This window comes from Algibacter sp. 2305UL17-15, assembly GCF_040720935.1.
Lineage (GTDB): Bacteria > Bacteroidota > Bacteroidia > Flavobacteriales > Flavobacteriaceae > Jejuia.
Map to the genome: position 1 here is coordinate 124,353 of NZ_JBFDAE010000010.1, position 24,491 is coordinate 148,843.

19 protein-coding genes and 1 tRNA gene are annotated in these 24,491 nt (G+C 34.4%); 9 read left to right on the forward strand and 11 right to left on the reverse strand.

Features of this window, described 5'->3' with window-relative positions; all coding sequences use genetic code 11:
• Positions 1 to 256: 256 nt before the first annotated feature.
• Positions 257 to 769: a hypothetical protein gene (locus tag ABXQ82_RS12360; protein WP_367059958.1), complete on the forward strand. Its 513-nt coding sequence runs from the start codon at positions 257 to 259 to the stop codon at positions 767 to 769.
• 634 nt (positions 770 to 1,403) lie between these two features.
• On the opposite strand, the gene ABXQ82_RS12365 is transcribed toward ABXQ82_RS12360, so the two are convergent.
• Positions 1,404 to 1,742 carry a DUF4870 domain-containing protein gene (locus ABXQ82_RS12365; protein ID WP_367059960.1) on the reverse strand — a complete coding sequence of 113 codons (339 nt, stop codon included), beginning with the start codon at positions 1,740 to 1,742 and terminating at the stop codon, positions 1,404 to 1,406.
• A gap of 195 nt (positions 1,743 to 1,937) precedes the next feature.
• Positions 1,938 to 2,780, reverse strand: coding sequence for a universal stress protein (locus tag ABXQ82_RS12370; protein WP_367059962.1), 843 nt, complete (start codon positions 2,778 to 2,780; stop codon positions 1,938 to 1,940).
• Between the two features lie 209 nt (positions 2,781 to 2,989).
• On the opposite strand from ABXQ82_RS12370, the gene ABXQ82_RS12375 reads away from it, so the two are divergent.
• From ABXQ82_RS12375 to ABXQ82_RS12390, 4 genes are all read left to right on the forward strand, one after another.
• Positions 2,990 to 3,745 carry a DUF3108 domain-containing protein gene (locus ABXQ82_RS12375; protein WP_367059964.1) on the forward strand — a complete coding sequence of 252 codons (756 nt, stop codon included), beginning with the start codon at positions 2,990 to 2,992 and terminating at the stop codon, positions 3,743 to 3,745.
• 12 nt (positions 3,746 to 3,757) lie between these two features.
• Positions 3,758 to 4,099, forward strand: a complete 342-nt coding sequence (locus tag ABXQ82_RS12380; protein WP_367059966.1) for an FUSC family protein — start codon at positions 3,758 to 3,760, stop codon at positions 4,097 to 4,099.
• Positions 4,100 to 4,219: 120 nt separating this feature from the next.
• Complete coding sequence (locus ABXQ82_RS12385; RefSeq protein WP_367059969.1) at positions 4,220 to 5,269, forward strand: M28 family peptidase; 1,050 nt, start codon at positions 4,220 to 4,222, stop codon at positions 5,267 to 5,269.
• Positions 5,270 to 5,287: 18 nt separating this feature from the next.
• On the forward strand, positions 5,288 to 6,301 hold the full coding sequence (locus tag ABXQ82_RS12390) for a M28 family metallopeptidase (RefSeq protein WP_367059972.1): 1,014 nt from the start codon (positions 5,288 to 5,290) through the stop codon (positions 6,299 to 6,301).
• A gap of 7 nt (positions 6,302 to 6,308) precedes the next feature.
• Here the strand turns inward: ABXQ82_RS12390 and ABXQ82_RS12395 are convergent, their stop codons facing one another.
• The 3 genes from ABXQ82_RS12395 to bshB1 form a co-directional block, all read right to left on the reverse strand.
• Positions 6,309 to 6,698 (reverse strand): hypothetical protein, encoded by a 390-nt coding sequence (locus ABXQ82_RS12395; RefSeq protein WP_367059975.1) that lies wholly within the window; start codon positions 6,696 to 6,698, stop codon positions 6,309 to 6,311.
• 74 nt (positions 6,699 to 6,772) lie between these two features.
• Positions 6,773 to 6,848, reverse strand: a tRNA-His gene (locus ABXQ82_RS12400).
• Between the two features lie 532 nt (positions 6,849 to 7,380).
• Positions 7,381 to 8,097 (reverse strand): bacillithiol biosynthesis deacetylase BshB1, encoded by a 717-nt coding sequence (bshB1, locus tag ABXQ82_RS12405; RefSeq protein WP_367059978.1) that lies wholly within the window; start codon positions 8,095 to 8,097, stop codon positions 7,381 to 7,383.
• 345 nt (positions 8,098 to 8,442) lie between these two features.
• Here bshB1 and ABXQ82_RS12410 point away from each other — a divergent pair, with 345 nt between their 5' ends.
• Entirely contained in the window at positions 8,443 to 10,272 is a 1,830-nt protein-coding gene (locus ABXQ82_RS12410; RefSeq protein WP_367059981.1) for an SLC13 family permease, read from the forward strand.
• Between the two features lie 34 nt (positions 10,273 to 10,306).
• On the forward strand, positions 10,307 to 11,938 hold the full coding sequence (gene pckA / locus ABXQ82_RS12415; protein ID WP_367059984.1) for a phosphoenolpyruvate carboxykinase (ATP): 1,632 nt from the start codon (positions 10,307 to 10,309) through the stop codon (positions 11,936 to 11,938).
• 200 nt (positions 11,939 to 12,138) lie between these two features.
• Here pckA and pyrF read toward each other — a convergent pair whose 3' ends face one another.
• Positions 12,139 to 12,951: an orotidine-5'-phosphate decarboxylase gene (gene pyrF, locus ABXQ82_RS12420; protein WP_367059987.1), complete on the reverse strand. Its 813-nt coding sequence runs from the start codon at positions 12,949 to 12,951 to the stop codon at positions 12,139 to 12,141.
• Between the two features lie 126 nt (positions 12,952 to 13,077).
• Complete coding sequence (prfA, locus tag ABXQ82_RS12425; RefSeq protein ID WP_367059990.1) at positions 13,078 to 14,154, reverse strand: peptide chain release factor 1; 1,077 nt, start codon at positions 14,152 to 14,154, stop codon at positions 13,078 to 13,080.
• 451 nt (positions 14,155 to 14,605) lie between these two features.
• Between prfA and ABXQ82_RS12430 the strand changes: the two genes are divergently transcribed.
• A complete protein-coding gene (locus ABXQ82_RS12430) occupies positions 14,606 to 15,217 on the forward strand; it encodes an ABC transporter ATP-binding protein (protein WP_367060066.1) in 612 nt (203 codons plus the stop codon).
• Positions 15,218 to 15,595: 378 nt separating this feature from the next.
• Here the strand turns inward: ABXQ82_RS12430 and ABXQ82_RS12435 are convergent, their stop codons facing one another.
• From ABXQ82_RS12435 to ABXQ82_RS12450, 4 genes are all read right to left on the reverse strand, one after another.
• A complete protein-coding gene (locus tag ABXQ82_RS12435) occupies positions 15,596 to 18,151 on the reverse strand; it encodes an adenosylcobalamin-dependent ribonucleoside-diphosphate reductase (RefSeq protein ID WP_367059993.1) in 2,556 nt (851 codons plus the stop codon).
• Positions 18,152 to 18,337: 186 nt separating this feature from the next.
• Positions 18,338 to 19,294, reverse strand: a complete 957-nt coding sequence (locus tag ABXQ82_RS12440) for a DUF3078 domain-containing protein (RefSeq protein ID WP_367059996.1) — start codon at positions 19,292 to 19,294, stop codon at positions 18,338 to 18,340.
• A gap of 76 nt (positions 19,295 to 19,370) precedes the next feature.
• On the reverse strand, positions 19,371 to 20,549 hold the full coding sequence (locus tag ABXQ82_RS12445) for an AIR synthase related protein (RefSeq protein ID WP_367059999.1): 1,179 nt from the start codon (positions 20,547 to 20,549) through the stop codon (positions 19,371 to 19,373).
• A gap of 455 nt (positions 20,550 to 21,004) precedes the next feature.
• A complete protein-coding gene (locus ABXQ82_RS12450) occupies positions 21,005 to 23,191 on the reverse strand; it encodes a glutamine synthetase III (RefSeq protein WP_367060002.1) in 2,187 nt (728 codons plus the stop codon).
• Positions 23,192 to 23,450: 259 nt separating this feature from the next.
• On the opposite strand from ABXQ82_RS12450, the gene ABXQ82_RS12455 reads away from it, so the two are divergent.
• Positions 23,451 to 24,467: a glutamine synthetase beta-grasp domain-containing protein gene (locus ABXQ82_RS12455; RefSeq protein ID WP_367060005.1), complete on the forward strand. Its 1,017-nt coding sequence runs from the start codon at positions 23,451 to 23,453 to the stop codon at positions 24,465 to 24,467.
• Positions 24,468 to 24,491: the final 24 nt, after the last annotated feature.

Genomic DNA, 24,491 nt, shown 5'->3' on the forward strand with positions numbered 1-24,491 from the left:
TTGTTTTAGTTAATAATGATTCAAAAGTATATCATGTCTATTACTCTTTGGCAAACAAATGATTCGAAGTGTGAAACAAATGGTTTTGAAAGCTTTTTAAGTTATTTTGGCAGGTGTTTAAGAGTGGTGAACCCCTTATTGATGCTATACTGTTTGACAAAATAAAAAAACAAAAATCTTAATGGCTATTTTACTTCAATGATGACATTTTAAATTTCATGCGATGATTAGGTAAATAACTTAAAAACTAGTCCAAATGAAAAATCTTAAAAAAGTATGTATGCTATTCATCGCTCTCGCACTAATGGGTTGTAGCAAAGATGAAAACAATGACAATCCCGCAGATAATGCACAATTTACCGCAGCAATAAATGGTGGCACATTTACCGATTATAGTGCTAAGCTTGGTTTCTATAATGCTGAAAAAGGCATAGGCGAAAACACGCTTGTAATCTCCATTACCGATGAAAACAACAATATTATCCGCATTTTTTTGAACGGTACTGGGGGTTTGGGTAACGGCACCATTAAAAAAATTGGCAATGTAGATTCCAATAATTTTTCGACTAATGTTACCATTCGTGACCAAGCAGCACAAGTAACCTATTCTTCTACAAGTGGGAGCATAACCATTACTGATAGTAGAGCAAATCCAGCCGATTCAGGGTATCATTTAATTTCTGCAAGCTTTAACGTTACCACTTCTACCAATACGGGAACAGACGTTACAATGACCGGAACATTAAGCAATATGGAGTATTTAAACTAAATTTCCTGTAACCTTACAACACAAAAAGAGGCTGTCTAAAAAGTCAATATGTATTCTAAACGTCATATTGAACGCCCGACTGCCGGACGGACAGGCAGTCGAAATACTTTGATTTTCAAAATATTAAAACTTCGACTTGAGCCTGTCTTGAGCGGAGTCGAAAGGCTCAGTTTGACAAGAATTCAATACTTTTTAGACAGCCTTCTTGGTTTATCTCTTACTAAATATACTAACTAACCTGTTGTGCATTTTGAGAAAATTTTGTCAGTTTGAGTGAATTTTGCGATTGAAACGAGCAAAATTTGTATCGAGAATAAAAATTTTCGTTTTAGAAAATCTGTTCTCGATACAAAATTCTTTCAGAATTTCACTCGAACTGACATTTGTCTATTAAAAAGGGCCAAAATGCACAACGGGTTAACTAAATAAAATTAAGAGGAGATAATTCTATTTCATATTAATACATGACAAAAATGAAACATATATCTTAATTTTTGTTTGTTAATTAATTTGCAATCTTGAATTGATTTCAGACCCTTCAGGTTTTTTAAACCTGAAGGGTCTTATTTTTAGCAATATAATCTTCGCTTAACAACGACTAAACTATTTTCGTCATGTATTAAACTATTTCTTATTAATTTATAAAATTAATGCTCAGTGGGTATGTTGGAGTTTCGCCATTGCTAGCTTTTATAGCATTTATGATTGGGAATAGTATTGAAAAAACCCCTAAAACCACAAAGCCTAATAGCCCTAAACCGAATACTAAAATTAATGGCACACATATTAAACAGTAAACAATTAAACTCAATTGAAAGTTGATGATGTTTTTACCGTGTTCGTCCATTTCGTAAACCTTTTCTTTTTGTGTAAGCCATAGCACTAAGGGCAATAATAAACTCCCAAAACCAGTTACTAAAGTGATTAACTGACTTAAATGCATGATGACTAAAAGTTGCTTGTTTGTTTTCATGATGATTAATTATTGATCGATACCCATTTGACGCATAGAAATTAAAAATGTTACACGATTGAAAAGATTTGTTATTAGCGGAATTTATTAATTAAGCCTTCTTTCTATGTTTTTATTATGATGATCTTCAAATCGTTAGGACTTATTGAAAAGTGCTGGTTTGATTTTAATGGAGTTTCAATTTTTAAAAAAAACTTATTGGCTTAGTTGCATAACCAATAATGGAATGTCAATTTTAAAAGCAAATCTTTCTACCAAATGTGTTGTAAATAAACGCTCTAAAAAGGAATGCTTCTTATTCATAATTGCCAACATATCTATATTATTGCTTTCAATATAATCGTGAACCACATTAAACATATCTTCTTTTGTTGTGTCTATATATTCATGTCTAGGTTGACTAAAATGTTTGTTAAAAAAGTCTATGTTACCATCGGCATCATATACTAAATGATATTGATCTACAAGATGGAAGATTTGCAATGAAGATGAATTCATAATCATTATTTCTTTTAAAACTTCCAATTCTTCTATTTTAAACAGTTTAGAATTTGTGGTAGCAAAGGCAAGATGATCCACATTTTTAAAGCTGCATTCATTGGGGATCGCCAAAACGGGCTTTATACAGCGTTGCATTACCTTAACTGTATTACTTCCAAAAAGTACTTTTTCTAAGCTCGAAGCACCTTTAGTACCCATAACTATTAAATCTATGTCGTGATTTTCACAGGTTTGGTTTATGGCATGAATAAAATTATCATAATTTACAATTGAATGAAATTCATGACCACTAGTATCAAACTCTTCATTAATTGTTGAAATTATATTGCGAATAGATTTTTCAGCAGCATTTATTAATGTTTTATAAATAGTTGTGGATGAATTTACTACCATCATGTCGTCTGTAATAAAAGAAGATGTTTTCTGTACATTTAGTATATAAAATTGACACTTCTCTCCTTTTAGAAATTCTATAGCATAACTAATAGCGTTTATTGAATTTTTTGAAAAGTCTGTAGGTAATAATATGTTTTTCATGGTGACACAAAATTAATTACCTAGTAAACATATACTTAATAAAGATTAAAAACTATGACATAAATCAGTTAAACAAATACTTCAAATAAGAATAATAAATTAGCATAAAACTTTTATGCATTGTATTTTCGGCACAATAAATGCTTAACATTTCGTTATTATACCAAATGATTTTGAAGTTTGTTTGGTACTAACATAAAACAACTTATATGAAGCGTATTTTTATTGCTCTAATCTTTTTAGCGTCTTTTATTGCAAATGCTCAAAATACCGCTGTAGGTGCTGGCGAAAAGTTAGTATATTCTGCGTCTTACAACATGTCTGGCATACTTACAGATATTGCGCAGGTTACACTTGCGACTACCAATATAAAGACTTCTAAAGCTACGTTGTTACGTTTAAAATGTACCGCGTTAACATATAGCAGATGGGATAGCTTTTTTGAAATAAGAGACCTATACGAAAGCTATGTCAATCCAAAAACCCTAACCCCTTATTTGTACAAACGTGATATTAACGAAGGTGGTTATTACAAGGCTATGAAATATACTTATAGCCATAAAACGAATACAGTTAAAACAGTACAGACGAAGAAAAATAACTGGGTTGAGAATAAAACCATAAAGATTAGTTCTGGCACAAAAGACATTGTTTCTACATTATATAATATAAGATTGATTGATTTTGAATCTATGCAAGTTGGCGCAACCCAGACGCTTACCATACTTTTTGATAGAGAAGAAACCAAAGCACAAATCACCTATTTAGGAAAAGAAACGATAAATACCGCCATTGGAAATAAAAATTGTTATAAACTAAAAATAAGCAGTAGTCAATCTAGCGCACTTAAAGGCGACGTATGGCTTACTGCCGATGCCAACAAAATAATGGTTTACGGGAAATTTAAAATCCCTGTTGGTAACGGGGAACTTAAAATAAAATCAGCTACGGGATTAAAAAACTAACACTACACTATCATGAAACAACTTTTTACAGTACTTGCCTTAATTACATCAATCTTGGCTATTATTCTATCTGTATTACCAGTATCTAATCTGGCTATATTTCCAGCAATAGCAGCTTTGGTTTTTGGATTAATTGCTTTCTATTTATCCAAAAAAACAGGGCAGGTAAAAAAGATTATTCAGTTTACATTTTTCCTTACCGTAATATCTTTGAGCATTACTACCTACAAAGCTATTTTCAACAAAACAGAGGTTGGAAACACCGAAACCTTGGATGAAAAAGAAGCAGAATCTAAAGAAGAAGCCATCGAAGAATTAGAGGAGCTTGACTTAGATGATATTAGTATAGAATAGTTGTCGGTTATTTACGCTTTTTCATATCTTTGTCTCGTTTTAACTTAAACGAGCATAGAGTTTTCCACCCTAACAAAACTTTTAATTGCGAGTTGCTTTTGACTTATACCCAAAAACCGCATGAAAATTTTTTGCATTCTATCAATAATTTCCCTTCTGGGGACTTGTGCCTCTCCAAAATATACTGCAAGAATTGACAATTTAAAGAAAAGCATCAAAATAGTAGATAGCACTCTGGTCAAAACATATGCTGAAACTATTACTTCGGATGAGTTGAGTTCCATGTTGTACAAGTTTGCCTCTAAAGAATTTCAAGGGCGCAGAGTTGGTGAACCAGGGCAAAAATTGGCAGCAAATTTTTTAAAGTCTTATTATATATCTCAAAATATTAAATCACCATTAGGGACAACAGACTATTTTCAAGGCATCTCTAAATCCTTTTTTTTCAATGAAGCAGGTGCATCCGAAAATGTTTTGGCATACATTGAAGGTTCCGAACATCCAGAAGAGGTCGTTATTATTTCTGCGCATTTAGACCATTTAGGGGTTGAAGATGGTGACATTCATTATGGTGCCGATGATGATGGCTCTGGTACTGTAGCCATCTTAGAAATTGCTGAAGCTTTTAAAACCGCCACTAAAAATGGACACAGACCAAAGCGTAGTATTATGTTCATGCACTTTACCGCTGAAGAAATTGGTAAACGAGGCTCGGAGTTTTATGTTAAAAACCCTGTTTTTCCTTTAGAAAATACAGTCGCCAATTTAAATATTGATATGATTGGTCGCGTGGATAGAAGACATACTAAAAATAAGAATTATATTTACCTCATTGGTGCAGACAGGTTGAGTAAAGAATTGCATTATGTTTCCGAAAAGGTCAGAAACACCTATGTAGATATCGATTTAGATTATAGATACAATGCTTTGAACGACAGAAATCAGTACTATACACGATCTGACCATTATAATTTTGCAAAGCATGATATTCCTGTGATTTTTTATTTTAATGGCGAACATGAAGATTATCATAAAGCTTCTGACACACCAGATAAAATAGATTATAAATTACTAGAAAAGCGTACCAAGTTAATTTTTGCCACCACATGGCAATTGGCAAATCAAAAACATCGTATTGTTTTAGATGAAAACAATGCGTTTTTAAACTAGTTAAGTAAAAGATACCCCATGAAAAAGACAACTTTAATGTTATCCCTTTTATATATAGTTTTAGGATGCAGCAGTATTTCTCAAAATAAAAAATCACAAAAAACCGCAAACCCTGATGATTATGCTAAAACCATAACTTCCAAAGAGTTAAAGGAATTACTATTTACCTATGCTTCTGACGACTTTGAAGGCAGGGAAACTGGAGAACCTGGACAAAAAAAAGCTATAGAGTTTATAAAAGACAACTACGTAAGTAATAAGATTGAATCCCCTATAGCTAAGGATGATTATTTTCAGGAAATCCCAAAAGACTACTTTAATGGTAAAGCAGACAATGCTTCGGAAAACGTAATAGCTTATATAAAAGGGAGCGAAAAACCAGAAGAGGTTTTAATAATTTCTGCGCATTTAGACCATATTGGTATTTCAGGTGACGGACAAATTAATAATGGCGCAGATGATGACGGCTCTGGTACTGTGGCCATTTTAGAAATTGCCGAAGCCTTTAAGGCAGCAGTTAAAGATGGTTTTACACCTAAACGAACTATTGTTTTTTTGCATGTTACCGGTGAAGAAATGGGTTTATTTGGTTCTAGATATTATGCAGATGAAGACCCAATATTTCCATTAAAAAACACCATAACCAATTTAAATATTGATATGATTGGTCGTGTTGATAAAGACCACGAGGGCAAAGAAAATTATGTCTATTTAATAGGTTCCGATAGATTGAGCAAAGAGTTGCACGCGGTTTCTGATTCCATCAACAAAGCCACCGTAAACATTAATTTAGATTATAAATTTAATGCCGAAAACGATCCTAACCGTTTTTATTACCGCTCAGACCATTACAATTTCGCAAAACATAATATCCCCGTTATTTTTTATTTTAATGGTGTGCATGATGATTATCACAAACCAAGCGATACGCCAGATAAGATTAATTATGAGTTCTTAGAAACGCGTGCAAGATTGGTTTTTTATACCGCTTGGGAATTGGCTAATAGGGATAAGCGGGTTAAGGTGGACTAGGTTTTTTTTACTCTAAAATATAATCAGCACTAACAAACTCAATTGGTTCTATAGGAAACAATAAAGGATTATCATCAATAACATTATACGATAATACGCAAGAACTATTAGCAGCGATAGTTCCACATTGCTCATTAGGTGTAAAAGTTGTAGTTGCACCTCCTCCTATTGTCAGAGTTATTTTAGGATATCCTTTTATTTCAAAGTTATTAGGATTAAAATACTCAATTTCATAAGATAAAGCATCTTCATTATTATCTGTCTGTTGTGTAAAAACAAAACTTAAAAGTTTGTAAGTAACAGCTTTAGGAGTCATATCCTCTTCTTCCAAATCATCTGGTGGGCAACTGAAAAATAAGAGTGTGAATAGTCCTATTAGAATTTTGGTAGATTTCATATAGTATTAAATTGGTGTTTTACAAAAAAGCCTTTCAATCCCGAAGCTTCGGGACTGAAAGGCTTTCTAATTTTGGGTGGAAGACCGGATTCGAACCGGCGACCCTTGGTACCACAAACCAATGCTCTAACCAACTGAGCTACAACCACCATAATATTTTATTCTGAAACTTTAAAAAAGTTTCTCAAAAGGATTGCTCTAACCATAATAGAGCAACCACCATGTAATATTTATTTTAAAACTTTAAAAAAGTTTCCCAAAAAGGATTGCTCTAACCATAATAGAGCAACCACCATGTAATATTTATTTTAAAACTTTAAAAAAGTTTCCCAAAAGGATTGCTCTAACCAAAGGAAGAACACACCATACATAATTTTATTCTGAAACTTTAAAAAAGTTTCTCAAAGTGAGTGCTCTAACCACAATTAAGACAACCACCATGTAATTTATTATAATAAACTTTAAAAAAGTTTTTACAAAAGGATTGCTCTAACCAACAGGAAGAACACACCATTTTTTTTATTTCCCGACTCTAAAAAAAGTTTTCAAAAGGAAAATTCTAAAACGTATTAGAACCACCATGTAATTTGCATTTTAAATGCGAGTGCAAATGTAACAGATTTAAAAAAGAATACAAACATTTTTTCAATTTTTTCAATCCTTTAGATTAAAAATATTTCATCTACTTCAAATCAAATAAACTATCAACTGCGGCATAACGTTCTACCGTAAAGCCTTCGGCATGGGACACACCAACTAAACGCCCTAAATCCCTTGCACGGTATATCACACTATCCGTAAAGTTTTTACTGGAAATTGGTGTTTCCGGGCCCTTACTTTTTTCATTATAAAATTGTGTTTCATAGGCTAAAACCGCTTCCATCTTCACATTAATAAATCCAGAAACATCTACAACTACATCTGGCTCTAAATTTTTCCATTGTATATAATGATACACATGTTTTGGTCGCCAAGATTTTTGGATAGTGCCATCATCTTCGGTTTCAATTTTAATCAATCCGCTTAAAAAACAAGCATCCCTTACCAAACTACTCCCCTTTCCATGATCTATATGTCTGTCATCTATGGCGTTACACAACACCATTTCTGGTTGGAATTTCCGAATCATTTTAATCAATGCCAATTGGTGCGCTTTATCATTTATAAAAAACCCATCAGCAAAACCCATATTCAGTCTTGTTGCAACACCTAAAATATTAGCCGCATTTGAAGATTCGGCTGCTCTAATTTCAGCAGTACCACGTGTACCTAATTCACCTTTGGTCAAATCTATAATACCTACTTTTTTACCATTGGCTATTTCTTTGGCTATGGTCGCCCCACAACCTAATTCTACATCATCTGGGTGTGCGCCTATGGCAAGTATATCTAATTTCATGTATTCGATTTTAAATTCAGTATTAAAAGAAATCTGCCGTAATCAAAATTCATATTTGACACATTTAAGGAAAAAAACATACATTTTTTCAATTTAATTTCATCTAAGACTTCCGTTTTGAGATAAAATTACAACTTTATTTAGCAACCTTTTAGCACGAAAGCGTTTTCGTATTTTCTTTTCGCATAACATGGGCTAAAAAATCAACAATAATATAAAAATAAAGTAACTAAATAAACCATGACATTCGTCATAATTATTCACGGTATTGCAACGTAATTTTACATAATAATAAAGAGAAAAACAAACCAAACTCTTTAACAACTAGAAATTATGATCTATTTAATGCTTACCATATTAGTAATAACAATTGCATTATTCGTCTGGGGAAAATTCACTCCAGATATCGTTGCTTTACTATCCATGATTAGCCTGTTTTTAACAGGCATTTTAAACGCAGAAGAAACCTTAAGCGGTTTTAGCAATCCAACTGTTATTATGATTGCCGCACTCTTTATTATTGGCGAAGGTTTATCTCAAACCGGATGGACAGCATTAGCAGGTAGAAAATTTGTGGAGTGGGCAGGAAAAAGTATTCCTAAGCTATTGGTTATTGTAACATTGGGTTCTGGGATTTTATCTGGTTTTGTAAGTAATACGGGAACTGTGGCTACATTAATGCCTTTAACTATTTCTTCTGCTTGGAGCATTGGTACTTTGCCTTCTAAAATGTTGATGCCTGTGGCTTTTGGATCTAATACTGGTGGCTTATTGACCTTAACCGGAACACCTCCAAACATTATTGCAAGTAATGCACTTGTAGAAGCGGGTCATGAAGGGTTCTCTTTCTTTGAATTTGGACTTATTGGGTTACCATTACTTATTGTCGCTTTATTATATTTTAGATATTTAGGCTACAAATTATTACCAAAAAACAAAACAAACAATAAACCTGTAGATATTGAAACCACCTTCCATAAATGGATTGAGGCTTATAAAATTGAAGGCGACTATTACAGACTCCGTATTCGTTCTATATCTCCTTTAATTGATACTAAAATAAGTGATTGGGATTTTGAGAAAGAATTCAATGTATCAATTCTTAGACTTAAAAGAAGACACCCAAATCCATTAAAAGGTATCCAACAGTTTGTGGAGTTTCCTGATAGACAAACAGAATTAAGATACCATGATATTATAACTGTAAAAGGTGATACCGAAGCTATAAATAGATTGATGATTAAATTCAGGTTAGGGCTGCTTCCTCTAGAACCTGTAACAGATGAATTAAGACACAACCTTATTAATCAAGAGGTTGGCATGACGGAAGTTATTGTAAACCCTAATTCTATACTTGTGGGCAGAAAATATAAACTGGGGGATTATTTTCAACGTTTCGGCATTCAATTATTGGCTGCATCAAGAAACAACAAACCTTTAACAGATAAGGAAATAACCGTAAAAGTTGGAGATTCATTCCTGCTTCGAGGGTCTTGGGAAAATATTGAAAGCTTAAAAGAGCAACATGAAAACTTGGTGATTTGTGGAAGTCCTGAAGGCATGGCCAAAAACATAGACAACCTAAATTCAAAATCTTATATCGCTTTAGGTGCTCTAGTATTGATGATTGTGCTACTCGTTTTTAACATGGTGCCAGGCTCTATCGCTGCTCTAATATGTGGAGGTATTGTATTGCTTACAGGTTGTGTACCAATGTCTAAAGCTTACAAAGGTATTAGCTGGATAAGTGTCGTAATGATTGCTGCGATGATACCTATGGGAATAGCGCTGCAAAAAACAGGAACTGCACAACTAGTGGCAAATGGTTTGGTAACCTACTTAGGCTCCATACATCCAGTAGTGCTTTTAGGAGGCATCTTTTTATTGACTACAACATTCAGTCAAGTTATCAATAACTCAGCCACAGCAGTTTTAATGGCACCAATTGCCATACTAGCAGCAAGTTCTTTAAACCTTTCTCCAGAACCATTTATGATAGTGGTGGCAATTAGTGCATCAACAGCCTTTTTAACACCTGTGGGCACCACAACAAACGCCATGGTAATGTCTGCTGGAGGCTACAAATTTATGGATTACCTAAAAGTAGGTGCTCCATTGCTATTTATGTTTTTTTTGATATCAATGATACTCGTGCCAATTATATGGCCATTTTAAATAAATATTAGTAAGAACCTTAAATTTAATCAAAATGAAAGATTCAGTAGCATTAAACAAAAATCAAGACTTAGGGCAGTACGGCCTAAAAGACGTTACTGTCAACTGGAACTTATCTCCAGAGGAATTACAAAAAATTACTATTGAAAAAGGAATGGGTAAAGAAACTGCAAACGGAACTTTAGCCATCAATACAGGCAAATTTACTGGACGTTCTCCTCAAGACCGTTTTTTAGTAAAAGATGATTATACTGCTAAAAAAGTGTGGTGGGGAAAAACAAATAAGCCTATTGCGCCAGATAATTTCAATAAATTAAAAAATGAAGTATTGAAATATCTTTCTGGTAAAGAAATTTACGCGAGAGACGGTTATGCATGTGCAGAACCAGAGTTTAAAACAAATATTAGAGCAGTAACAGAATTACCATGGTCTAACCTATTTGTTTACAATATGTTTTTAAGACCAAGCGAAAAAGAATTAGAAAACTTCAAAGAGGATTGGTTAATTCTTTGTGCTCCAGGATATGTATGTCCAAACCCAGAAGCTTATGGCATCCGTCAAGGTAATTTCTCAATCATCAACTTTACAGATAAAATAGCTTTAGTAGGTGGTTCAGCTTATACAGGCGAAATGAAAAAAGGTATTTTCTCTGCCCTAAATATGATTTTACCAGTAGAACATAATGTATTGCCAATGCATTGCTCTGCTAACGTTGGTAAAAAAGGAGATACTGCTATTTTCTTCGGATTATCTGGTACTGGTAAAACAACGCTTTCAGCAGATCCTGACAGAAAATTAATTGGTGATGACGAACATGGTTGGACAAAAGATAACACAATCTTTAACTTTGAAGGTGGGTGCTATGCAAAAGTGATTGACCTAACGGAAGAAAAAGAACCAGACATTTTTAGAGCTATAAAACCAGGTGCTTTACTTGAAAACGTAGTAATTAAAGACAATGGTGAAGTAGATTATAAAGATAGTAGCATTACGCAAAACACGCGTGTAAGCTACCCGATCTATCATATCGATAATATTCAAGAAACGCTTTATGCTAACAATCCTAAGAATATATTCTTCTTAACCTGTGATGCTTTTGGTGTATTACCTCCAGTATCTAAATTAACGCCAGGTCAAGCTGCATATCATTTTATCTCTGGATATACGGCAAAAGTTGCTGGAACAGAAGCTGGAATTACCGAGCCTGTACCCTCATTCTCTGCTTGTTTTGGAGAGCCATTTATGCCATTGCACCCAACAGTTTATGGTGAAATGTTGAGCAAAAAAATGACAGAAGCTGGTGTAAACGTTTGGTTGATTAACACAGGTTGGAGCGCAGGGCCTTACGGTGTTGGTTCTCGTATAAAATTAAAATATACAAGAGCAATGATTACCGCAATCTTAAACGGAGATTTAGACAATGTTGATTACGATCAAAACTTTATTTTCGGATTGCACATGCCTAAATACTGTCCAGGAGTACCAACTGAGATCTTAGACCCAATGAACACTTGGTTACAAAAAGGTGCTTATGTTGGTAAAGCTATTCATTTAGCACACTCATTCCACTTAAACTTTGAGAAATTTGCGCATCAAGCATCTCAACAAATTATTGAAGGTGGGCCGTTAATTGATGAACACCATCACTTACACGAACACTTTTAATCTAAAGAGAACTCCTCGACATTTTTGTCGAGGTTTCTTTTGAATTTGTCATTCCCGCGAAGGCGGGAATCTAAATAACATTTTCTGTTATTAGGTTCTTATTAACCGTAAAAGGAGCTCTTAATTGAGCTCCTTTTATATTTTAAAAATGAAGAATTCATCCGTGTGAATTCGTGCAATCCTTGTCATTTTTTTTTATTTTATTTCAATTCAAGAGCCATATCTCGTTGCAATGCTTTAGCTTTTTCAGCAGCGGCTTCTGCAAAACCCTCATCTTGAGACGCATAAATAATCCCTCTTGAAGAGTTAATTAAAAGCCCAACAGAACTATTCATGCCATATTGACAAACCTCTTGAAGGTTTCCTCCTTGTGCGCCAACACCTGGCACCAATAAAAAACTATCTGGAATAATTTGTCTTATATCTGCTAAATATTCAGCTTTGGTGGCGCCTACTACATACATTAAGTTTTCGGAGTTTCTCCAAGATTTAGAGGTTTCTAAAACGTGTTTATAAACCTCTTTGCCTTCAATAGTTTTCGTCTGAAAATCAAATGCACCTTGATTGGAAGTTAAAGCTAAAAGAATAGTATGTTTATCTTCAAAAGTCAAAAAAGGCTCTACTGAATCTTTCCCCATGTATGGCGCAACGGTTACAGAATCAAACGCTAAATCTTCAAAAAATGCTTTGGCATACATGGTACTGGTATTCCCGATATCGCCACGTTTCGCATCGGCAATCGTAAAAATTTCTGGATGCTTTTCGTTTAAATAATTAATGGTTTTTTCGAGAGATTTCCAGCCTTTTATGCCGTAAGCTTCGTAAAATGCCGTGTTTGGTTTATAAGCCACACACAAATGATGTGTTGCATCTATAATTGCTTTATTAAAAGCAAAAATTGGATCGTCTTCTTTTAAAAGATGTTTTGGGATTTTATTTAAATCTACATCCAATCCTATACATAGAAAGGACTGCTTTTTTTTGATTTCTGAAATGAGTTGGTTTGTTGTCATTCCTCCTTAATCCTCCAAAGGAGGAAACTGTTATATGATTACTCTTCTTAAAATCGAGATAATCAGTTAATAATTGTTTTTTATTCGTTTGAGTGTCTTTCCCTTCGGGAAAGAGTCAGATAGGGATTAAATCACATCATCATTAGCCTTTAACTTCTCCGTATTGTCAGCCAATTGTAATTCATCAATTATTTTTTGAATATCGCCATTTACAATGTTCTGTAAATCGTAAAGTGTCAATCCAATTCTATGGTCTGTTACACGCCCTTGCGAGTAATTATATGTTCTAATTTTAGCACTTCTATCGCCGCTAGTTACCATGGTACCTCGTAATGCAGCATCTTCCTCCATCTTTTTTGCCAGTTCTAAATCGTATAAACGAGAACGTAAAACCTTAAACGCTTTCTCTTTATTTTTATGTTGCGATTTTTGATCTTGACATTGCGCCACCAAACCAGTAGGCTCGTGCGTTAAACGCACCGCAGAATAGGTTGTGTTTACCGATTGCCCGCCAGGACCAGAGGAACAGAAAAAATCGATTCTCACGTCTTTCGGGTTTATTTCTACATCAAACTCCTCAGCTTCCGGAAATACCATAACCGTTGCTGCACTTGTATGTACACGCCCTTGGGTTTCGGTTTGTGGCACACGTTGTACACGGTGTACACCTGCTTCAAACTTCAGCGTGCCATAAACATCATTTCCTGTAACTTCAAATTGAATTTCCTTAAATCCGCCGTTGGTACCTTCGCTAAAATCTACAGTCTCTACTTTCCACCCTTTGCTTTCACAATATTTGGTGTACATTCTAAATAAATCGCCTGCAAAAATACTAGCTTCATCGCCTCCTGTTCCCGCACGTAATTCCACGACTGCATTTTTAGCATCTTCAGGATCTTTCGGAATCAATAATACTTTTATTTCATCTTCCAATTTTGAAATTCCCTCTTTCGCTTCATCATATTGCATTTTGGCCATTTCCACCATTTCTGGATCACTTCCGTCCGAAATAATTTCTTCAGCTTCTGCTAAATTATTGGTCAATTCAAGGTAAGCTTCACGCTTATCCATCAACAATCTTAAATCTTTATATTCCCTATTTAGCGCCACATAGCGTTTTTGGTCTGTGATAACATCCGGTTGGATAATCAAATCACTTACCTCATCAAAACGCTGCTTTACTATTTGTAATTTATCTAACATCTGCTTTTTTCAATTGGAAACCAAAAATACGATAATTTATGAATTTTAAGCAGTTCCAAGTCGCCCTTATAATTGAAAACAAAAAATATTCTGCATCTTTAAGCGTTAGTTAAGATACTATGCAACAGTTATCATCAATCTTTCTATTTTATCGGCCTTTTTTTGCATGGTCTTTTGGCGTAAATGTTATGCTATCGCTTTTAGGTTTTAGTTTGATATCATTATTTGTAGTAAAATTATTCCTTGTCGGTTTTTTATGGTATTTTACAAATGAAACGCAAGCGAAACGTAAATTGATTTTTTATAAAAATTTAGGTATATCAACGTTGAAGTTATTTTCAATTTTCTTTGTAATTGATGTGTTTTTGAGTTTGCCGTTTCTTTTAATTCTTAAGGAGTTTATATGATTTTTTAAATCGATAATGTTGAATTATACTTTAAAGAAAAACGAATTCTTAGTGGTGTTTATTTAAAAGCTGAAACAGGCAAAGTAACGGGAACATTAGGCAGTAATGGTTGTGGAAAAAGCCGCCTGCTAAATATTGCCTTCGGAAATTTAAAAGCTAAATACCAATTGGTTAGAGTTGACAGCAAACCTATTTTAAAACCTTTATATCAAACAAATCTTGCGGCACTTTTACCTCAAAGCAATTTTATTCCTAACCAAATGAAATTGAAATCTGCTTTCAATCATTTTAAAGTGAATTGGGACGATTTTATGAATAGATTTAAGGGGTTGCGAATTTCAAAAGACATACGGTTTAACAGGCTTTCTGGAGGGGAACGCCGTTTAATTGAAACGTATATTATTTTGAAGAGTGATAAAAAAATCATCTTTCTGGATGAACCTTTTTCGCATTTAGCACCACTTCATATTGAAACCATTAAAACTATTATTTCAGAAGAAAAACAAAGAAAGGTTATTGTGATTACCGATCATATGTTTCGTCATATTGTTGCTATTTCAGATTCCATTTATTTATTGAAAAATGGATGTACTAAATTGATTGATGAACTTTCAGAATTAGAAGATTATAGATATTTGAGTGCTGGGAGTCTTTAGCAAACACAGTCATTCATTAAATAACTTTTGAAAAACACACCCCTTAATCCCCTCTTTTTAGAAGGGAAACTCATACTCTAGAGTTTCCCTTATATTAAAAAAAATTCTGGTAATTTTTAAGAAAAAACAGGAATTATCTATTTGTTAAAAATCAGAAAAACAGTAACCAGAACACCCATTAATCTGCAATTATCCGCTCTTATTAGACGAAAACTTATGTACAACAGTTTCCCTCCTAAAAAGGAGGGATTAAGGGAGGTGTCTAGCCTATGTTTTAAAAAAACGTCATAATTTTCAAAATATTACATAAAAAAAGATACCAAAACAACACTTTCTGTGAATTTAATGACATCTTTTAATTTTAAAATACTTTAGAATTTACCCACACTTAGAAGAGCCACAATCACTACACGTTAAGCAGCCTTCTTGATAGATTAAATTTACAGATTCACAATTAGAGCAGGTTTGTCCTTTTGCTTGTGTGCCGTCTTCAACATAGCGCTTTAATGCTCGCCCTACTCCATTTTTCCATGTGTTTATAGATTCGCTATCCAGTTGTAAACTGTTAATTAAATCTACAATTTTATCAATTGGCATACCGTGTCTCAACGTACTTGAAATCAACTTTGCATAATTCCAAAACTCTGGGTCAAATTTATGAGATAATCCTTCAATAGTGGTTTTATAACCTCTGGTGTTTTTATATTGAAAATCGTATCGCGACGAACCATCTTCATTTCTATTCTTAATGATAACCCCTCTATTTACCCAGCGCGGAATTAAAATACCATCTTCATCATCTGCAAGTCCCGTAAATATTTCATAGGGTTTTTCATCAACCAACCCAATAAAAGCGATCCATTTTTCTTTACTATTTTGAAAACGGACCACATCTGCCTCTAATGTTTGCGGTCGTTTTTTAGGGAATACTGTTAAAATATTATTTTGCGCTTTTTCTTCTTTCTTTTCATCATTGGAAATTAAAACTCCAGAACGCGACCCATCTCTATAAACCGTAACGCCTTTACAACCAACTTCCCATGCTTTGATGTACAAATCGCCAACTAAATCTTCATTCGCATCATTTGGTAAATTAATAGTCACACTAATGGAATGGTCCACCCATTTTTGAATGGCACCTTGCATGCTCACTTTACTCAACCAATCTACATCATTTGAAGTTGCACCATAATAAGGCGATTTTTTTATCAAACCGTCCAATTCTTCTTGTGAAAAGTTTTTAGAAGTATCAATCCCATTTACTTCCATCCATTGTTTGAATTTATGATGGAACACCACATATTCCTCCCAAGAATCGCCAAGGTCATCTACAAAATCCACACGAACCTCTTTATCGTTTGGATTTACTTTTCTACGTCTTTTGTAAACTGGTAAAAACACAGGCTCAATGCCCGAAGTAGTTTGCGTCATCAAACTTGTTGTGCCTGTTGGCGCAATGGTCAACAATGCAATATTTCGTCTCCCATGTTCCAACATTTCGTAATACAACTTGCTATCGGCTTCTTTCAATCGTAAAATAAACGGATTGTCTTTTTCTCTATCAGAATCAAAAATTGAAAATGCGCCACGTTCTTTAGCTAAATTTACCGAACTTCTATAAGCTTCAATGGCAATTGTTTTATGCAATTCTACCGCAAAAGCATTTCCTTCTTTACTTCCGTAACGCAAACCTAAAGCCGCCAACATATCGCCTTCGGCAGTTATGCCAACACCTGTTCTACGTCCTTCATAAGCTTTCTTTCGTATGTTTAACCACAAATTACGTTCTACAGATTTTACTTCGTCTTGCTCTGGATCTTCATCAATTTTTTTAAGAATCACATCGATTTTTTCTAATTCTAAATCGATAATATCGTCCATGATACGTTGGGCATAGCCAACGTGTTCTTTAAATAATTCAAAATTAAAACTTGCTTTTTTTGTAAATGGTTCATCTACATATGAAAATAGATTGATGGCCAGTAAGCGACAAGAATCATAAGGACACAAAGGGATTTCTCCACACGGATTAGTAGATACCGTTTTATAACCCAAATCTGCATAACAATCTGGCACGGACTCTTTAGCTATGGTATCCCAAAATAAAACGCCTGGTTCAGCAGATTTCCATGCGTTATGCACTATTTTTTTCCACAGCCCATGAGCTTCAATGGTTTTTGTGAATTTAGGCGTATCGCTAAAAACCGGATATTTTTGAACGTATTCTGAACCTGATTTTACAGCTTTCATAAAGTTATCATCGATTCTTACAGAAACATTTGCTCCTGTAACTTTTCCAGCCTCTAATTTTGCATCTATAAAATCTTCCGCATCTGGGTGGTTGATTGATATCGATAACATTAAAGCGCCTCTCCTACCATCTTGTGCCACTTCTCTAGTTGAGTTAGAATACCGCTCCATGAAAGGCACGATTCCAGTTGAAGTCAATGCAGAATTCCTTACCATGGAACCTTTAGGTCGAATGTGTGACAAATCGTGACCAACACCACCGCGACGTTTCATTAACTGAACTTGCTCTTGGTCAATTTTTAGAATTCCGCCGTAAGAATCCGATGCGCCATCGTTTCCAATAACGAAACAATTTGACAAAGATGCTATTTGATATGGGTTACCAATTCCCGCCATAGGGCTCCCTTGAGGCACGATATATTTAAAATCTTTTATAAGGTCGAATACTTGTTGTTCACTTAAAGAATTTGGATATTTTTTTTCTATTCGTGCAATTTCTTTAGCAATACGATTGTGCATATCGTTTGGAGACGCTTCAAAAATATTCCCTTCAGAATCTTTTAGCGCATATTTATTAATCCATACGCGAGCTGCTAAATCGTCATTTTTAAAATATTTGAGAGAAGCTTCAAAGGCTTGATCTTGGGTATAAGATTTTGGCATTGTAGGTGTCTTTGTGTTCATTTTAATATTATACTATTTACGGATTACTTAGAAACCATAAAGCAACAAAAAATATTTCATTCTACACATAACAAAAATCATAAAGTTTACAACAAAAACATGTTAATAACTTGATTTTTAATTTATTAAGAATTTATCAACATTGAAAAGTTAACAAATTTATTTAAGAAGATTCAATTTATTTTTTTAGAAATCTACGGCAAAACCAATACCTAAAAACTGTTTCCATTGAATTTTTGCACCAGCTTCGTCAAACTCTCCCTCTACCGCGGTTGGCTCCAAACTTTTTACATCATCGTCATATTTTAAATGCGATTCTAATGTTGCTCTTACGAAGTTATTCACTTTAAAATCAAAATTTATCCTCCAATCTACATCAATATTTCCGAAGTTATTGATGTAATCTGAATACAAACTCAAAAGATTGGTTACGTTAATATTTTCCCCCAATTCCATGACATAGCTATTTGAAATCAAAATCCCGACTTCCCTACGTAAATTAGCACCTTCTCTAATCAAATTACCATTGCTATCAAAAACAGCAGGATCCACTCCAAACGAACCTGCGTTTGCCAAATCCTGATCTAGAACAAACGTTGCTTTAAGCGTTAAAGGCGATAGATAAAAGGAAAATTTTTCAATATTTTTTCCATACTCCACACCACCTCCAAAAAACAAGTAACCTGGCGCCATCAATCTAGAGATAGGATTATCTTTATCTGGATATTTATAGCCGTTTGCTAATTGGGTTCTGAAATTAAATCTAGCCGAATAAAACCATTTAGAGTCGTCTGTAGGCTGATATCCCAAATTAGAAGTGATTTCAAAAATATCATCTGTTTTACGAAGCTCTCTACTTTCTTGTTTGTTTAAACCATAACCAATTCTAGCCCTGTTGTTCCAAAAGAAGAATTTATCCTTGTAATTGGCATTATATTGATAGCCTAATAGTGCTGATATTGAATTAGTGCCTCCAGAATTCCAATTGGTAAAACTTACCTGACTTATATCCACACTAGCTTCTTGCCCCTCTTTCCATTGTGGACCATCGTAAACTTTGTTTTCTTTAATATAGAGGGAATCTGGTTGCGCATTACTAAACTGAATTGTAAATACAACAACTAGTAAAAGGAGTTTTTTCATGGTTCTGTCAGGTTGTTTTTTTGAAAAAAATTACTTTGCTCAAAAATCATTCCAAATACAAGTTAAAATGAAATTTCTAATACGTAAACTCCCCAAACTCGCCTTTTATTGTAAGCTTCTTTTTTTCTGAAGTTTCAACACGACCAACAATTTTTGCGTCAACATTAAAAGATTTAGAAATTGAAATAATATCGTCTGCCAATTCAGGAGACACGTACAATTCCATTCTGTGTCCGCAATTAAAAACTTGATACATCTCTTTCCAATCGGTTTTGGATTGTTCCTGGATCAATTGAAACAACGGCGGCACCGGAAACATATTATCTTTTACGATATGTAAGTTATTAATAAAATGCAAAATTTTAGTTTGAGCACCTCCCGAACAGTGAATCATACCATGAATAGCATCGCTGTTATATTTAGATAAAATGGATTTTATAATTGGTGCGTAGGTACGCGTTGGAGATAATACTAATTTCCCAGCATCTATTGGAGAATTTGGAACCGCATCGGTTAATTTCTTTTGTCCAGAATACACTAAATCACTTGGAACGGCTGCATCAAAACTCTCAGGATATTTTTTGGCTAAATAATTATGGAACACATCGTGTCTTGCAGATGTCAATCCGTTACTTCCCATACCGCCATTATATTCGTTTTCATAAGATGCTTGCCCGAAGGATTCTAAACCAACAATAACATCGCCTGCTTTTATGTTCGCATTATCAATAACATCGCTGCGTTTTAATCTCGCTGTAACCGTTGAATCTACAATTATAGTGCGGACTAAATCGCCAACATCGGCAGTTTCCCCACCTGTTGAATGTATGGTAACTCCAAACGATTTTAAATCTTCAAGCAATTCTTCTGTACCATTGATAATAGCTGATAAAACTTCGCCTGGAATTAAACTTTTATTTCTTCCAATGGTTGAAGACAACATGATATTATCGGTGGCACCAACACACAGTAAATCATCAATATTCATGATGAGTGCATCTTGCGCAATGCCTTTCCAAACTGAAAGATCTCCAGTTTCTTTCCAATACATATAAGCTAAAGCCGATTTTGTACCAGCACCATCGGCATGCATAATCAAACAATATTCCTCATCATTGGTTAAATAATCCGGTACTATTTTACAGAATGCCTTTGGAAACAATCCCTTATCTATATTTTTTATAGCGTTATGCACGTCTTCTTTGGATGCGGAAACACCTCTTTGTGCATAACGTTTTGAAACTTCTTGACTCATAATGTTGTATTGTGATGCAAAGTAAAGGAATATTTTAAAGATTCATGGGGTTTAATATGAATATGAAAAGGGTTTTATTAACGGGTTTTTAACTGGATTGGAATTGAGTAGGTTTTTCTTGATTCTGACACAATCACTAGAAGGTTAAATTATTTATTAGCCCCCTTGACTTACAAGAAAAACCAGCTAACTTTAGTTTATGTTCAATAAAAATAACAAAACGACTTTTATCAGCGGATCATCATCAACGAAGTGAACACTAACTAAAATTTTGATTTAGAACAGTATTTGTAACTCTAACTAAATTGGAAGCAAAATCAAACTGAGATTGCAGGTGTTCTTCATACAAAACAATATCCCGATAAATAAAAGACACAAATAAGCACATACCGCCTCTAAGCAAGAGCTTGTGTGGTAGCGATTGATGCGTGCAGGCAGGCTTCCAAAATAAAACACTAACGGATAAACAATAATTCCCTATACTTTGTTAATGGCCAAAGCTCATCGTCCACCAATAATTCCAACTTATCGCAATGGTAACGAATGTCGTCGAAAAATGGTTTTACTTTTTGGCAATAGGCTTCTGCTTTTTCTGAGATATCGGATAGGTTATTGGCGTTTTTCCGCTCGTCAATCATTTTGGTCACATTACTGTTTATACCGTCAATATGATCGGAAATTGCCCTGATTAAATTCATTTGTTCTTTTGCCAGCGCCTTATAATCTTTTTCAAAAATTTCCTTTAAGCCTTTAACGTTATCTATCAATATGTTTTGATATTTAACCGCAGTGGGGACGATATGATTTCTTGCGATATCTCCCAACACACGGCTTTCTATCTGGATGTGTTTGATGTAAGCTTCAATTTCCACCTCGTACCTTGCCTCTACTTCTATCTTGCTCATTACCTTCATATCTTCGAATAACGCAATGGTACTTTTGTTCAGCTTTACTTTAAGCGCTTCCGGTGTGGTTTTATTATTGCTTAAACCTCGCTTTTTGGATTCCTTTTCCCATGCTTCCCCATAGCCATTGCCTTCGAATAAAATATCTTTGGATGCTTTTATATACTCTCTTAAAACGTTAAAAACAGCTTCATCTTTTTTGAAATCCTTACCATCTACGAGTACATCTACTTCTGCCTTGAACTCTTTTAATTGTTTGGCTACGATGGTGTTTAAAACCGTCATTGGATTTCCGCAATTTGCCGTGGAACCTACGGCTCTAAACTCGAATTTATTACCTGTAAACGCAAATGGAGAAGTTCTGTTTCTATCTGTATTATCCAACAACACATCTGGTATTTTACCAACTACATTTAGCTTTAAATCGGTTTTTTCCTTTGGTGATAGTTTACCTTTTGTAACGCCTTCCAATTCTTGCAACACCTTGGTTAATTGCTCCCCAATAAATATGGAAATTATTGCTGGAGGTGCTTCATTCGCACCTAATCTATGGTCGTTACTTGCTGATGCTATTGATGCTCTTAGCAATTCTTCGTTTTCACAAACCGCTTTAATGGTATTGACAAAGAAGGTTAAAAACTGAAGATTACTCATGGGTGTCTTACCTGGTTTCAAAAGGTTTATTCCGGTATCGGTGGATAAAGACCAATTGTTATGCTTTCCTGAACCATTAATGTTTGCGAATGGTTTTTCGTGCAATAAGACTTTAAAATTATGTCTGGAAGCTACGCGCCCCATAACATCCATAAGTAGTGAATTATGATCTACTGCCAAATTCGCTTCTTCATAAATTGGCGCTAATTCAAATTGATTTGGAGCTACTTCATTATGACGGGTTTTTGCTGGAATGCCTAAAAGCATGCATTGGTTTTCTAAATCTCGCATAAAATTTAGTGCGCGATTTGGAATGGAACCGAAATAATGGTCATCTAATTGTTGTCCTTTAGCGGATGAATGTCCTAAAAGTGTTCTTCCTGTAAGTGTAATATCTGGTCTGCAAGCCACCAAATTTTTATCAATTAAAAAGTATTCTTGCTCCCATCCCATTGAAGATGTTACCTTTTTTACATTTTTATCAAAATACTTACACACATCTGTTGCGGCATTATCTATGGCATTAAGTGCTCTTAATAAAGGTGTTTTATAATCTAATGCTTCACCTGTATAAGCCACAAAAATGGTGGGAATACATAAAGTTGTTTCGTAAATAAAAGCAGGAGATGTGGGATCCCAAGCCGTATAGCCCCGTGCTTCAAAGGTGTTTCTAATACCTCCGCTAGGAAAACTTGAAGCATCAGGTTCTTGCTGCACTAACTGACTTCCTCCAAATTTTTCAATGGCACCTCCGTTCTCCAAGGTTTCAAAAAAAGCATCGTGTTTCTCGGCGGTTGTGCCCGTGAGTGGTTGAAACCAATGTGTATAATGTGTAACGCCTTTAGATAGTGCCCAATCTTTCATTGAAGACGCTACTTGATCGGCAACGTTTCTATTTATTTTATTGCCATCTTCAACCGCACTCATCACACCCTTAAATGCATCTCTTGTAAGATGCTGTCGCATTGTATTTGTATTAAATACGTTAGCACCAAATAACTCAGAGCGTCTTCCCTTTTCCTTGAAGGTCGTTGATTTGTAATTTATGGATTCTTTTAGTGCGTGAAATCTTAAAATTGCCATTAAAGATGAGTTTTAAATATTTTACAAAAATAATAGATAAGACTAAACGAAAGCCTAAAATTGTAATTTTTATCATTAACAATATTTCAATATATACATAAAAAACTATACTTTTTTTAAAATATGCCTTAAAAAAATAGGGTATAAATAAAAATAACATTAGGTTTTATGAAAACACCCCCGAATAATACAAAGTCTCTCAATAAAAATATATATTTGTGTTGAAAATTAAAAATAACACGTCAATAAATCATTAATTATGGCTAAAATCAAATTAGAATACCTTTGGTTAGATGGATACTTCCCAACTCAAAACTTGAGAAGTAAAACTAAAGTAGAGGAACATGAAAACTTTCAAGGAACAATTGAAGAATTAGGAAACTGGTCTTTTGACGGTTCTTCTACGCAACAAGCTTCAGGAGGAGCATCTGACTGTATTTTAAAACCAGTTGCTATCTATCCAGACCCTCAAAGAATCAACGGTTACTTAGTTATGAATGAAGTAATGAACGCTGATGGTACTCCACATGCGTCTAACGCACGTGCAACTATAGAAGATGATGATAACGATTTCTGGTTTGGATTTGAGCAAGAATACTTTATTATGAATACTAATACTGAATTACCTTTAGGATTCCCAAGAGGTGGTTATCCAGCTCCACAAGGTATGTACTACTGTTCAGTAGGAGGAAGACATACACATGGTCGAGATTTAGTAGAAGAGCATGCCAATTTATGTATTGATGCTGGATTAAACTTTGAAGGGATCAACCAAGAGGTTGCATCTGGACAATGGGAATACCAATTATTTGCAAAAGGCGCTAAAAAAGCAGGAGACGAAATATGGGTGTCTAGATATTTATTAGATCGTTTAACAGAAGGAAGAGGCATGTATATTGAGTACCACCCAAAACCATTAGGCGATACAGATTGGAATGGTTCTGGAATGCACGCTAACTTCTCTAACTCTATCTTAAGAACTTGTGGTTCTAAAGAAAAATATATTGAAATATGCGAAGCTTTCCGTCCTGTTGTAAAAGAACACATTGAGGTTTACGGTGAGTTTAACGACCAACGTTTAACTGGTAAGCACGAAACTGCCGCCATTAACGACTTCTCTTGGGGAGTTTCCGATAGAGGAGCGTCAATTCGTATTCCAATTATCGTTGTAGAAAAGGGATATAAAGGATGGTTAGAAGACCGTCGTCCTTCTTCAAATGCAGATCCATACAAAGTTGCAGCAAGAATTATTAAAACTGTTAAGCCAATTAAATAAGCTTTTTAGTGATACATATACCAA

What these genes read in the sequence shown, in the direction of transcription:
- ABXQ82_RS12360 (WP_367059958.1), top strand. Translation starts at nt 257, where the DNA reads ATGAAAAATCTTAAAAAAGTATGTATGCTATTCATCGCTCTCGCACTA.
- ABXQ82_RS12365 (WP_367059960.1), bottom strand. Translation starts at nt 1,742, where the DNA reads ATGAAAACAAACAAGCAACTTTTAGTCATCATGCATTTAAGTCAGTTA.
- ABXQ82_RS12370 (WP_367059962.1), bottom strand. Translation starts at nt 2,780, where the DNA reads ATGAAAAACATATTATTACCTACAGACTTTTCAAAAAATTCAATAAAC.
- ABXQ82_RS12375 (WP_367059964.1), top strand. Translation starts at nt 2,990, where the DNA reads ATGAAGCGTATTTTTATTGCTCTAATCTTTTTAGCGTCTTTTATTGCA.
- ABXQ82_RS12380 (WP_367059966.1), top strand. Translation starts at nt 3,758, where the DNA reads ATGAAACAACTTTTTACAGTACTTGCCTTAATTACATCAATCTTGGCT.
- ABXQ82_RS12385 (WP_367059969.1), top strand. Translation starts at nt 4,220, where the DNA reads ATGAAAATTTTTTGCATTCTATCAATAATTTCCCTTCTGGGGACTTGT.
- ABXQ82_RS12390 (WP_367059972.1), top strand. Translation starts at nt 5,288, where the DNA reads ATGAAAAAGACAACTTTAATGTTATCCCTTTTATATATAGTTTTAGGA.
- ABXQ82_RS12395 (WP_367059975.1), bottom strand. Translation starts at nt 6,698, where the DNA reads ATGAAATCTACCAAAATTCTAATAGGACTATTCACACTCTTATTTTTC.
- bshB1 (WP_367059978.1), bottom strand. Translation starts at nt 8,097, where the DNA reads ATGAAATTAGATATACTTGCCATAGGCGCACACCCAGATGATGTAGAA.
- ABXQ82_RS12410 (WP_367059981.1), top strand. Translation starts at nt 8,443, where the DNA reads ATGCTTACCATATTAGTAATAACAATTGCATTATTCGTCTGGGGAAAA.
- pckA (WP_367059984.1), top strand. Translation starts at nt 10,307, where the DNA reads ATGAAAGATTCAGTAGCATTAAACAAAAATCAAGACTTAGGGCAGTAC.
- pyrF (WP_367059987.1), bottom strand. Translation starts at nt 12,951, where the DNA reads ATGACAACAAACCAACTCATTTCAGAAATCAAAAAAAAGCAGTCCTTT.
- prfA (WP_367059990.1), bottom strand. Translation starts at nt 14,154, where the DNA reads ATGTTAGATAAATTACAAATAGTAAAGCAGCGTTTTGATGAGGTAAGT.
- ABXQ82_RS12435 (WP_367059993.1), bottom strand. Translation starts at nt 18,151, where the DNA reads ATGAACACAAAGACACCTACAATGCCAAAATCTTATACCCAAGATCAA.
- ABXQ82_RS12440 (WP_367059996.1), bottom strand. Translation starts at nt 19,294, where the DNA reads ATGAAAAAACTCCTTTTACTAGTTGTTGTATTTACAATTCAGTTTAGT.
- ABXQ82_RS12445 (WP_367059999.1), bottom strand. Translation starts at nt 20,549, where the DNA reads ATGAGTCAAGAAGTTTCAAAACGTTATGCACAAAGAGGTGTTTCCGCA.
- ABXQ82_RS12450 (WP_367060002.1), bottom strand. Translation starts at nt 23,191, where the DNA reads ATGGCAATTTTAAGATTTCACGCACTAAAAGAATCCATAAATTACAAA.
- ABXQ82_RS12455 (WP_367060005.1), top strand. Translation starts at nt 23,451, where the DNA reads ATGGCTAAAATCAAATTAGAATACCTTTGGTTAGATGGATACTTCCCA.